At 62.3% G+C, this 12,072-nt stretch carries 9 protein-coding genes; 5 read left to right on the top strand and 4 right to left on the bottom strand.

The genetic code is table 11. The features are described from left to right. Nucleotides 1–29: 29 nt before the first annotated feature. The 3 genes from WIR04_RS06250 to WIR04_RS06240 are packed head-to-tail and all read right to left on the bottom strand — an operon-like array spanning nt 30 to nt 3,215. A complete protein-coding gene (locus tag WIR04_RS06250) occupies nt 30–1,151 on the bottom strand; it encodes a beta-ketoacyl-ACP synthase III (protein WP_338891286.1) in 1,122 nt (373 codons plus the stop codon). Nucleotides 1,152–1,208: 57 nt separating this feature from the next. Beyond that, on the bottom strand, nt 1,209–2,372 hold the full coding sequence (locus WIR04_RS06245) for a vWA domain-containing protein (RefSeq protein ID WP_338891284.1): 1,164 nt from the start codon (nt 2,370–2,372) through the stop codon (nt 1,209–1,211). After that, nucleotides 2,373–3,215 carry a MoxR family ATPase gene (locus tag WIR04_RS06240; protein ID WP_338891282.1) on the bottom strand — a complete coding sequence of 281 codons (843 nt, stop codon included), beginning with the start codon at nt 3,213–3,215 and terminating at the stop codon, nt 2,373–2,375. Between the two features lie 163 nt (nt 3,216–3,378). Between WIR04_RS06240 and cysK the strand changes: the two genes are divergently transcribed. From cysK to WIR04_RS06215, 5 genes are all read left to right on the top strand, one after another. Continuing rightward, the gene (gene cysK, locus WIR04_RS06235) at nt 3,379–4,347 is read left to right on the top strand and encodes a cysteine synthase A (protein ID WP_025327755.1); all 969 of its coding nucleotides are present in this window, start codon (nt 3,379–3,381) and stop codon (nt 4,345–4,347) included. Between the two features lie 440 nt (nt 4,348–4,787). Continuing rightward, on the top strand, nt 4,788–5,045 hold the full coding sequence (locus WIR04_RS06230; protein WP_005303128.1) for an HPr family phosphocarrier protein: 258 nt from the start codon (nt 4,788–4,790) through the stop codon (nt 5,043–5,045). Nucleotides 5,046–5,089: 44 nt separating this feature from the next. Beyond that, nucleotides 5,090–6,817, top strand: coding sequence for a phosphoenolpyruvate-protein phosphotransferase PtsI (gene ptsI / locus WIR04_RS06225; protein ID WP_338891280.1), 1,728 nt, complete (start codon nt 5,090–5,092; stop codon nt 6,815–6,817). A gap of 43 nt (nt 6,818–6,860) precedes the next feature. Continuing rightward, nucleotides 6,861–7,370: a PTS glucose transporter subunit IIA gene (gene crr / locus WIR04_RS06220; protein WP_005325875.1), complete on the top strand. Its 510-nt coding sequence runs from the start codon at nt 6,861–6,863 to the stop codon at nt 7,368–7,370. Between the two features lie 275 nt (nt 7,371–7,645). After that, complete coding sequence (locus WIR04_RS06215) at nt 7,646–8,191, top strand: cytochrome b (protein WP_338891276.1); 546 nt, start codon at nt 7,646–7,648, stop codon at nt 8,189–8,191. Nucleotides 8,192–8,260: 69 nt separating this feature from the next. On the opposite strand, the gene WIR04_RS06210 is transcribed toward WIR04_RS06215, so the two are convergent. Further along, on the bottom strand, nt 8,261–12,013 hold the full coding sequence (locus WIR04_RS06210) for an AAA family ATPase (RefSeq protein ID WP_338891274.1): 3,753 nt from the start codon (nt 12,011–12,013) through the stop codon (nt 8,261–8,263). Nucleotides 12,014–12,072 lie beyond the last annotated feature (59 nt).

Below are 12,072 nucleotides of genomic sequence, written 5' to 3'. Positions count from 1 at the left end.
GGTTTTTTGCTGCCGCCGGATGGTGGCACTCAGAGGCGCTGCAACAACAGGCTGCCGATGGAGTAACCGGCGCCGAAGGAGCAGAGCACACCGCGGGCCCCGCTCGGCAAGTCCTGGTTGAACAGGTGGAAGGCGATGACGGAGCCCGCCGAGCTGGTATTGCCATAGCTGTCCAGGATCACCGGCGCCTCCTGCTGGCTGGCGTCGTGGCCCAGCAGCTTGCGGCCGATGAACTGGTTCATGGTGAGGTTGGCCTGATGGAGCCAGAGCCGGCTTAAAGAGTCTGCCGCCCACCCCTGCTCATCGAGCTGAGTGCTTATCTGGTCACACACCAGGGGCAGCACCTCCTTGAACACCTTGCGCCCCTGCTGGCGGAACAGCTTGTCATCCCCATAGCGGGTGCGCGGGCTGAAGCGGTTCAGGAAGCCAAAGTTGTTGCGGATGTTGTTGGAGTACTGGGTCACCAGCTTGCTCGCCACCAGTTGCCAGGGGTTGGCCACCTGGCAATCGTCTTCCCGCTCCAGCAGCACGGCGGTGCAGGCGTCGCCGAAGATGAAGTGGCTGTCCCGGTCGCGGAAGTTGAGGTGGCCCGAGCAGATCTCCGGGTTCACCACCAGGGCCAGTCTGGCGGTGCCGGCCGCCAGCAGATCCGCCGCCGTCTTGATGCCGAAGGTGGCGGAAGAGCAAGCCACGTTCATGTCAAAGGCCATGCCACTGGCCCCCAGATAGTGCTGCAGCTCGATGGCCAGCGCCGGATAGGGGCGCGGCATGTTGGAGGCCGCCACTATGACGAGATCGATCTCGCCGGGCTCGCGACCGGCGGCGATCAGCGCCTGCTCGGCGGCGGCCACCGCCATCTCCACCATGATGGAGGGCTGGTCATCGGGGCGCTCCGCCAGCAGGGGCTGCATGATGTCCGGATCCAGCACCCCCTCTCTGCTCACCAGATGGCGGCTCTTGATGCCCGAGGCCTTCTCGATGAACTCGCAGCTCGAATGCTGCTTGGCAGGGAGCTGGCCGGCGTCGATGGCGGAGGCGTTCTCCTCGTTGTAGAGATCCACATACTGGTTGAAGGCCGCCACCAGCTCTTCGTTGCTGACGGCAAAGGGCGGGGTATAGAGGCCTGAGCCACTGATTACGATAGAGGTCATCTTTGCTCCTGGCCGGGTGCAATCCCGGCTTGTCTGTTTTTTTTAGGGTTCAGAGGTTCATAGCTGATCGATCGCTCCGGCGAGACCAGCCAGGGTCAGCGGGTGCATGCGCCCGCCAATCACGTCATTCATCAACTTGATGGAGGGGTGCCAGAGCCACTCCTGCCTGGGGACCGGGTTGATCCACACCAGCTTGGGGAAGTGGTGCTGCAGTCGCGCCAGCCACACCTGGCCGGGCTCCTCGTTCCACTGCTCCACGCTGCCGCCGGGCCAGGTGATCTCGTAGGGGCCCATCTTGGCGTCTCCCACCAGGATCACCCGATAGTCGCTGCCGTAGGTGCGCAGCAAGCTCAGGGTATCGACGCGCTCCTGGGTGCGGCGGCGGTTGTCCTGCCAGACGACGTCATAGAGGCAGTTGTGAAAATAGAAGAACACCAGGTGCTTGAACTCGTGGCGCAGGGCACTGAAGAGGCGCTGCACCTCGGCCACGTGGGCATCCATGGATCCCCCCACATCGAAGAACACCAAGAGCTTGACCCCGTTGTGGCGCTCGGGGCGCAGTTTCACATCGAGCCAGCCCTGACGGGCCGTGCTGCTGATGGTGTCGTCGAGATCCAGCTCCGAGGGATTGCCCTTGCGCACCCAGCGCCTGAGCTTGCGCAGGGCCAGCTGGATGGCCCGCTGGCCGAGCGGCGAGTCGTCGCTGAAGTTGCGGTAGTGGCGCGCCTCCCACACCTTGGTTGCCTTGCCATGCTGCCCCTCCCCTCCCATGCGGATCCCCTCGGGGTGAAAGCCGCCATGGCCGAACGGGCTGCTGCCCCCGGTGCCCACCCACTTGTTGCCGCCGGCGTGGCGCGCCTTTTGTTCGCGCAGGCGCTGGTTGAGGGTGGCCAGCAGCTTGTCGAGCCCGCCGAGGGAGCTGAGCAAGGCTTTCTCCTCAGAGCTCAATAGCCGCTCGAACTCCTGGCGCAGCCAGTCATCCGGCAGCGTCTCCGGCAGCAGGGGGATGGCCTCCAGCCCCTCGTAATACTCGGCGAAGGCGCGATCGAAGCGATCGAGGTGGGCCTCGTCCTTCACCAGCAGGCAGCGGGACAAGCGGTAGAAGTCGTCCATGTCCACGCTGGCGAGTCCGGCAGCCAGGGCACCATGGAGATCCAGCAACTCGCGCAGGCTGCAGGGCAGCCGGTGGCGGCGCAGATGGGTGAAGAAGTCGATCAGCATTCAGCCGCCGCGCCGCGCCAGGAAGGCCAGCTTCTCGAACAGGTGCAAGTCCTGCTCCGTCTTGAGCAGGGCGCCATAGAGGGCGGGCACCAGCTTGCCCAGCTCCCGGCTGCGCAGCGCCTCGGGGGCTATGTCATCGGCCAGCAGCAGGCGGATCCAATCCAAGAGCTCTGAGGTGGAGGGTTTCTTGCGCAGCCCCTCCACCGCCCGCAGCTCGAAGAAGAGATCCATCGCCTCAGCGAGCAGGCTCTCCTTGAGATCCGGATAATGCAGCTGGACGATGGCCTGCATCTCGGCCTTGTCGGGGAAGCGGATGTAATGGAAGAAGCAGCGGCGCAGGAAGGCGTCCGGCAGCTCTTTCTCATTGTTGGAGGTGATGATGACGACGGGACGCTGGCGCGCCTTGACCCGCTCGCCGGTCTCGTAGACCTCGAACTCCATCCGATCCAGCTCCAGCAACAGATCGTTGGGAAACTCGATGTCCGCCTTGTCGATCTCGTCGATGAGCAGCACAGGGCGCTGCTCGGCGCAAAACGCCTGCCACAGCTTGCCCCGACGAATGTAGTGGTGGATCTCACCCACCCGGGGATCCCCGAGCTGGGAGTCACGCAGCCGGGCCACCGCATCATATTCATAGAGCCCCTGCTGGGCCTTGGTGGTGGACTTGATGTGCCAGCTGATGAGGTCGGCACCGAACGACTCGGCGACCGCCTCAGCCAGCACCGTCTTGCCGGTGCCCGGCTCACCTTTGATCAGCAGCGGCTTCTCCAACACTATGGCGGCATTGACGGCCATACTCAGTGACTTTGATGCGAGATAGCGATCGCTTCCTGCAAATCCCATGGCGTCCGTTCCCTTGGTAGCACAAGGCCCGCCCTGGGCCTCGGTAATAAAGAATAAGTTCTATATGTTGTAATAACATATTGTTATAACGATTCGTCACTTCTCATTCAGAAACCACAGGGTAATCTTGTTTCATCGCCTTAACAAACACAGGGATAGCACCATGAGCAAAATTTTTGAGGACAACAGCCAGACCATAGGCAACACCCCGCTGGTTCGTCTCAACCGTGTTACCAAGGGCCGCGTGCTGGCCAAGATCGAGAGCCGCAACCCGAGCTTCAGCGTCAAGTGCCGGATCGGCGCCAATCTCATCTGGGATGCCGAGAAACGCGGCGTGCTGACCAAGGGCAAGGAGATCATCGAGCCGACCAGCGGCAACACGGGCATTGCCTTGGCTTTCGTGGCGGCGGCCCGTGGCTATCCCATCACCCTGACCATGCCGGCCACCATGAGCCTGGAGCGCCGCAAGCTGCTCAAGGCGCTCGGTGCCAACCTGGTGCTGACCGAAGGCCCCCTCGGCATGAAGGGCGCCATCGCCAAGGCCAACGAGATCCTGGAATCCGAGCCGGGCAAGTATGTGCTGCTGCAGCAGTTCGAAAACCCCGCCAACCCCGAGATCCATGAGCAAACCACAGGCCCCGAGATCTGGGACGCCACCGACGGCGAGGTGGATGTGTTTGTGGCAGGGGTCGGCACCGGCGGCACCATCACAGGGGTCTCCCGCTACATCAAGCAGACCAAGGGCAAGGCCATCATCTCCGTGGCGGTCGAACCCTCCGAATCTCCTGTCATCAGCCAGAAACTGGCGGGTGAAGAGATCAAGCCCGGCCCCCACAAGATCCAGGGCATAGGCGCCGGCTTCATTCCGGGCAACCTGGACCTGACCCTGCTGGATCGCGTCGAACAGGTGAGCAGCGAGGAGTCCATCGAGATGGCTCGCCGCCTGATGGAAGAGGAAGGCATACTGGCGGGGATCAGCTCAGGCGCCGCCGTGGTGGCTGCCGCCCGTCTGGCCGAGCTGCCGGAGTTCAAGGACAAGACAATCGTCGTCGTGCTGCCAAGCGCCGCCGAACGCTACCTCTCCAGCGCCCTCTTCGCCGGCGTGTTCAGCGAGCAGGAATTGCAGCAGTAATTGATCGTCTTACATCAAAACAACGGCGCCCCTGGGGCGCCGTTTTCATTATGCGCTAAACTCAGTAGCCATCAGTGTCAGTCGACCCCTTATTTTTTGGGGTAAAATAACAAAGTTGGGTCTGACAAAAAAAGCAGACATTCTGTGATAAATCTCATATCCTGTGCCGCGTCACGAGGTGTTTACCGGCTAGGTATCACAAGGTAACAAAGTGTTATTTTTCGTTATAAATTAATTTCAGGCCAGTCCTGACGCGGCTTACAGCCCGATAACGAAAAGACTTAGCCTGGACGCCGAATACTGCACAGAAAATTGACCTGGATTAAACCATTGCAGGTCTGATTTCGTTACTTTACAACATATCCATACTGACACGGTGAGACAGGAAGCCTCATTAGCGACCATCTCTCCACACAATATCAATAATATGGGGTGAAACCATGTACGAGAAGTCTGTTGTTATTACTGCTGAAAACGGCCTGCACACCCGTCCCGCAGCTCAGTTCGTGAAAGAAGCCAAAGAATTCCAAAGCGAGATCACTGTGGTCTCCGGTGGCAAATCCGCCAGCGCCAAGAGCCTGTTCAAGCTGCAGACCCTGGGCCTGACCAAAGGCACCAACGTGACCATCCAGGCCGACGGCCCGGACGCTCAGAAAGCCGTTGAGAAGCTGGTTGCCCTGATGGACGAGCTGGAGTAATCCAGCTTTACTCCTCCCCCACAGTCGTTTTAATAGGAAGGATTATGATATCTGGCATTCTTGCGTCCCCCGGTATCGCATTCGGTAAGGCGCTTCTTCTGAAAGAAGATGAAATCGTTATCAATCAGGGCAAGATTTCTGCTGACCAGATTGACGTCGAGATCAACCGCTTCCTCGAAGCCCGCACCAAGTCAGCCGCACAGCTGGAAGCCATCAAAGAGATGGCCGGTCGTACCTTCGGTGAAGAAAAAGAGGCCATCTTCGAAGGCCACATCATGCTGCTCGAAGATGAGGAGCTGGAAGGGGATATCAGATCCTTCATCAAAGACAACAAGGCATCCGCCGACAAAGCCATCTATGAGGTGATCGAACAGTACGCCAAGATGATGGCCGAGCTGGACGACCCCTATCTGCGCGAGCGCGCCACCGACTTCCGTGACATCGGTACCCGTCTGGTGAAGAACGTGCTGGGCATCGCCGTTGTCAACCTGAGCACCATAGACGAAGAGGTGATCCTGGTCGCCAAAGACCTGACCCCGTCTGAAACCGCTCAGATCAACCTGAAATACGTGCTGGGTTTTGTCACCGACATCGGTGGCCGTACCTCTCACACCTCCATCATGGCCCGCTCCCTTGAGCTGCCGGCCATAGTGGGCACCAACGACATCACTGCGCGCGTCAACAACGGTGACATGCTGATTCTGGATGGCATCAACAACCAGATCATCATCAACCCGACCGCCGAGCAGCTGACCGAGGCCAAGAAGTTCCAGGCCCAGTTCCAGGCCGAGAAAGACGAGCTGGCCAAGCTGAAAGACTTGCCTGCCATCACCCTGGACGGTCACCAAGTCGAAGTCTGCGCCAACATCGGTACCGTCAAGGATACCGAGGGTGCCATCCGCAACGGCGCCGAAGGCGTGGGTCTGTACCGCACCGAGTTCCTGTTCATGGACCGTGATGCGCTGCCGACCGAAGACGAGCAGTTCAAGGCCTACAAAGAAGTGGCAGAGGCCATGCCGGATCAGCCGATCATCGTCCGCACCATGGACATCGGCGGCGACAAAGAACTGCCCTACATGAATTTCCCGAAAGAGATGAACCCCTTCCTGGGCTGGCGTGCCGTGCGTATTTTCTTCGATCGCGAAGACATCATGCACGCCCAGCTGAAGGCCATCTTGCGTGCCTCTGCCTTTGGCAAACTGCGCATCATGTTCCCGATGATCATCTCCGTCGAAGAGTTCCGCAGCCTCAAGGCCACTGTGGAACAGCTGAAGGCCGAACTGCGTGCCGACGGCAAAGCCTTTGATGAATCCATCGAAGTAGGTATCATGATCGAGACCCCGGCCGCCGCCGTGATGGCTCATCATCTTGCCAAGGAAGTGGATTTCTTCAGTATCGGTACCAACGACCTGACCCAGTACACCCTGGCCGTCGACCGTGGTAACGAGATGATTTCCGCCATGTACAACCCGCTGTCACCCTCCGTCCTGACCCTGATCAAGATGGTAATCGACGCTTCCCATGACAATGGCAAGTGGACCGGTATGTGCGGTGAACTGGCTGGTGACGAACGCGCCACCCTGCTGCTGCTGGGTATGGGTCTGGATGAGTTCTCCATGAGCGCCATCTCTGTACCGCGTATCAAGAAGCTTATCCGCAACACCAACTTCGAAGATGTGAAGGCAATGGCAGACCAGGCACTGAGCTATGCGACCGCCGCCGAAATCGAAGCCTGTGTAGATAACTTTATTAAGCAGAAGGCAGTCTGCTAAGATCGGCTGCAAACAGCGACAATCATCTCTAGGAGCTTTTACTATGGGTCTGTTTGATAAACTGAAGAAACTGGTCTCCGATGACAGTTCTGACACCGGCGGCATCGAAATCTTCGCTCCGCTGTCTGGCGAAATCGTGCCCATCGAAGATGTGCCTGACGTTGTCTTCGCCGAGAAAATCGTCGGTGACGGCATCGCCATCAAGCCGGCTGGCAACAAGATGGTTGCTCCGTGTGACGGCACCATCGGCAAGATCTTCGAGACCAACCACGCGTTCTCTCTGGAATCCGACTCTGGTATCGAGCTGTTCGTTCACTTCGGTATCGACACCGTCGAGCTGAAGGGCGAAGGCTTCACCCGCATCGCCCAGGAAGGTCAGAAGGTCAAGCGCGGTGATACCATCATCGAGTTCGATCTGGCCGTACTGGAAGCGAAAGCCAAGTCTACCCTGACCCCGGTCGTCATCTCCAACATGGACGAGATCAAAGAGCTGATCAAGATGACTGGCGCCGTGACTGTGGGCGAGACCCCGGTTATCCGCATCAAGAAATAATGCAACGCTGGCTGGTGCCAGCTGCTGCAACAAAAAACCGAAGCCCTGGGCTTCGGTTTTTTTATGGGCAACACCTTGGGTCCGCCAGCCTCTCAGCCATCTGGGGCTAGCTGGTTCCCTGGCCGGGCAAGGGCAATCCGATGCAAAAGCGCGTTCGAGATCAAGGCATTGTCCGACAAGCCTTGTAGCATGGGTGTGGAAACCACGGGATCCCGGCGCCATGCGTGACGGGATGGACCAGGGCGATGCAATGCGCCCTCCGGAAGGAGATGAAGATGCTGAAGAATACGGAACAACGTTATGGCAACCTGAGCATAGGGTTGCACTGGCTGACCCTGCTGCTGATGGTGGCCGTCTATGGGCTGATGGAGTTCAGGGATATTTTCCCCAAGGGCTCGGCCGGACGCGACCTGATGAAGGAGTGTCACTTCATGGTGGGCTTGCTCATTCTGGCGCTGGTAGTGGCACGGCTGCTGGTGCGCTTTGGCAGCCCCTCGCCGCACATAGTGCCCGCCCCCTCGCCCCTGATGCTCAAGCTCGGCCACCTCGCCCATTTGGCCCTGTACGGCTTTTTGATCCTGACGCCGCTGCTGGGTTGGCTGCTGCTGAGCGCCGGTGGCAAGCCCATCCCCTTCTTCGGATTTGAGCTGCCCGCCCTTATCACGCCGGATGATGGCTTGAAGGGAACGATAAAAGAGCTGCACGAGACGCTGGCCAACATTGGTTATGCCCTGATAGCCCTGCACGCAGGGGCCGCCATCTATCACCACCATGTGCTCAAGGACAACACACTGACCAATATGTTGCCCGATAAAAAATAGCCCGGGCGGACAACAGCAACAAAAAGGCTCCGATACCGGAGCCTTTTTGTTATGGCTGAAGCGTCACCCTCAGGGCAATACCACCCGGCTCTCGCCACCGCCGAGAGCCTCGACCCGGATCTGCACGCCGATCCGCTCCACCAGGGTCTGAACGTGGGAGATGACCCCGATCTGGCGACCGGCGGCCTGCAGGGAGTCCAGGCTGGAGAGCGCCAGATCCAGGCTGTCCGGATCCAGGGTGCCGAACCCCTCGTCGATGAACAGTGATTCGACCTGGGTCTGGCGGGAGGAGAGGCTGGAGAGGGCCAGCGCCAGCGCCAGCGACACCAGGAAGCTCTCGCCGCCGGAAAGAGAGTCCACAGACCGCACCTCGTCCCCCATGTCCAGATCCACCACCTGCAGCGCCAGATCCGTGCCGGGCACCCGCTCCAGCCGATAGCGCGGCGACAGTTCGCCGAGCTGGGCGTTGGCCTCCAGCAGCAGACGCTCCAGGGTGAGACTCTGGGCGAAGGTGCGCAGCTTGGCGCCGCTGGCGGAGCCGATAAGCTCGGACAGTTGCAGCCAGTGATCCGCCACCGCCTGTTGGGCAGCCAGTGCCTCCTGCAGGCTCCCCGCCTTCAGCGCCGCCGCCTCGGCCTGAGCCAGGGTGCTCTTGCACTGGAACAACTGCTCTTCCAGCTCGCCGCAGCGGGCCTCGCAGGCCCCCAGACGCTCGGCAAGGGCCTCGGCCGTGAGGGCCGCCAGCTCCCCATGATGCTCCCGATAGCGCGCCAGCTTGGCCTCCTCCTGAGCCAGCGCCCGCTGACGCTCGGTCAGCCGGGTGCGGGCTTCGGCCAGGGCATCGTCCAGACGCTGCAAGGCGGTGCGGCGAGCCCTGAGCTCATCCGCCGTGATGGCCAGCAGTCGACGCAGATCATATTCGGCGATGCCGAGGGTGCCGGCATGGGCCGCCCAGCTCCCCAGCGCATCGCGGCGACGACGGCTGCTCACCTGCCTGTCCTGCTCGAGATGGGTCAACCTGGCCTTGAGCTCGGTCTGCTTCTCCCGGGCGACCCGCAGAGCGGTCACCGCCTCCTCGAGCTGACTGGCCGCCAGTTGCAGCCGCTGCTGCCACTCCTGCTCGACCAGGGCGATGGCACGGCCTCCGAGGCAGGCTTCCCGGCTGGCGAGCAGTCCCTGACGCTGCTGCTCATGCTCCTTGTAGTCGCGCTCCAGCTTTTGCAACAGCTCGTTCTGGCTCTGCACCCGCGCCTCCTGGGCGCTCAGGGCCGGGGTCAGAGTGGCCAGCTCGCCCCCTAGCTGCTCCCATTCGCTCTGTCCGCGCAGATACTCCTCGCAGGTCTGCTGCCACTCCTGCCATTGCCGGCTGCCGAGCCACTGGCGCCAGGGCTCCGCCCCCATCTGTTCATCGAGGCGAGCCTCCCCCAGTGCCAGGCGCTGGCGCAGTGACGCCTCCTGCTCGGCCAGCGCCTTCAGCTCGGCCTCCCACTCAATCTTCTGCCGCTCGGCATCCTGCCACTGCTGCTCAAACTGCTGATGGCGGGCGGTCAGCTCGGTCAGCTGGCTGCGCAGCCCCAGCAGCCTCTGCTGCCCCTGCTGGGCCTGCTGCAGTTTCCGCTGCCCGGCCACGAGATCCGACTCCAGAGCCTCCCCCTGCGCCAGCAGGCGAGCCAGCAGCTCGGTCCACTGCGCCGGGCTTTGCCGCAAGGGCAGCCCCTGCCCCAGCAGGGCATCCCCTCCCAGTTGCAGCCAGCGCTGGACCATCTGCTCGGATCGCGCCTCCAGCTCGGGTTGATGCTGCTGACGGGCGACCAGCTGACGCGCCAGCTCGACCCGCTCGCTCTCCCCCTGAATATGCTGATGGTTGAGCTGCTCCCACTCCAGATCCAGCTGGCGGACACGCTCGGCCAGTTGCGCCAGTATGCCGGCCACCTGGGGCTGGCTCCGGGTGTAGGGATGCTCCTCGGCGCCGCAGAGCGGGCAGGGGGTGCCATCGCTCAACACATGGCGGTACTGCTCGAAACTGGCAACTGCACGGGCCTGCTCCAGGGCATGGCGCGCCTCGCCGCGCTGGGTAGCGAGCCGCGCCAGCGCCGGAGCCAGCTCCTCATGCTGGGTTCTCAGCCGGGCAAGATGCTGCTCGAGCAGCGCCATCTCCTGCAGCAAGCGCTCCTGCTGTTCGCTGTGGTTGCGGCCCGACTGGGCCAGCTCCAGCAGTTGGCGAACCCGGGCCAGTTGCTCGGTCTGGGCCTGGCGCTGCTCCTGCGCCCTGGCGACCTCGGTGTCCCACTCCTGCGCCTGCAGCTCATCGTGCTGCTGTTGCAATCGGGTGCGCTCCTGCTGCCAGTAGTCGCGCTCCTGCTGCCCCAGCGCCAGCCGGCTGGCAAGATCCCGCAGGGCATGGCCCTTGTGCTCACGGCTTTGCAGCACCCGTTGCAACAACTCCCTGTCCGCCGCCCAGTCCTGGATGGCCGCAAGCAAAGGCTGCCACTGGCGCGCCAGCGGGGCCAGGGCCTTGCGCTCCTCGAGCCAGAGAGCCCACTGCTGACGGCGCACCGTCAGGGCCTCGACCCGACTCGCCTGCTGCTGCCACTCCTGCTGCAGCGCCAGTTGCAGGGCCCGTGCCTGGGTCCCCTGCTGCCGGGTCTCCTGCAACTGCTGGCTCTTCTCCTTGAGCCGGGTATCGAGCTCCTGCGCCCGCTTGAGCTCGGGTTGCAGGGCGCCCCACTCCCGCTCGGCGGCAATCTTGTCGGCCAGCAGTTGCTGCTCGCGCAGCGCGGCCTGCTGCAACACAGGTTCAACTTGCTCCAACTGAGGCGCAAGCTGGCCTATCTGCAGCTCCTGCTGCTGCACCTCCAGGGTGAGGCGGGCCAGTTCATCGTGATCGGCGCGGGCCACCTGGGCCTGCTCGGCGCGGGCAAACTCTTCCCGCCCAGGCGCCGCCTCGCCATGGGCAGCCTCGGCGGCGGCCAGCTCCTCCTGCCCCTCCCGGCAGGCCTGCAACTGGGCGGCAATCCGGCCGTTGAGATCCCGCAAGTCCTGCAACAGCTGACGCTGCTGCTGTTCGTGCTTGAGGCTGGTGGAGAGGCTCAGCTGCCGGGCGACCCAGTGCTCGCGTGTCTCGTCGTCCATCAGGACCACGTCGCCGAGCCGCTGCTGTATGGTCGCCAGCGCCTGCTGCTCGGCCCGTGCCCGCTCATGGGTCTGGATGGAGATGGCGGAGTAGAGCTCGGTGCCCGTCATCCGCTCGAGCAGGGCGGAGCGCTCATCGGCGCTCGACTTGAGGAAGGCGGCGAACTCCCCTTGCGGCAGTATCACTGCGCGGCGGAACTGCTCCCAGGAGAGGCCCACCAGCTCGTCGATGCGATCCTGCAGCTCCCGCTTGCTGCCGGAAAAGACCTGCCCCGACTCGACGTCGGTCAGGCTGCGCTCCTGGGCCTGGAAGCGCCCCTCCGAGCGATTGCGGGCCCGCCGCACCGCCCAGCGCGCCAGCCAGATGCGGCCGTCACAGCCGCGGAACTGCACCTCGGCACAGCCGCTGGCGTGCCCGCGACTGAGAATGCCGCGCACGTCGTTGGCCTTGAGCTTCTCTTCGTCATCCGCCCTGCCCACTTCGGCCACGTGCTTGCGATTGGCGATAAAGCGCGGCATCTCGTCATAGAGGGCGAGACAGATGGCGTCGAGCAATGTGCTCTTGCCCGCGCCCGTGTTGCCGGTGATGGCAAAGAGCCCGGCGGCGCCCAGCGCCCCCTTGGTAAAGTCGATGGTGAAAGCCCCGGTCAGGCTGGCCAGGTTCTCCCCTGCAAGAGACAAGATTTTCATGAATGGCACTCCTTCATCCGCATCTCTTTATGCTCGGGGCGGCTTGCTCGGGCCTTGCC

The sequence above is a fragment of the Aeromonas rivipollensis genome (assembly GCF_037811135.1).
GTDB lineage: Bacteria > Pseudomonadota > Gammaproteobacteria > Enterobacterales > Aeromonadaceae > Aeromonas > Aeromonas rivipollensis.
This window is presented reverse-complemented; position numbering and strand designations above follow the sequence as displayed.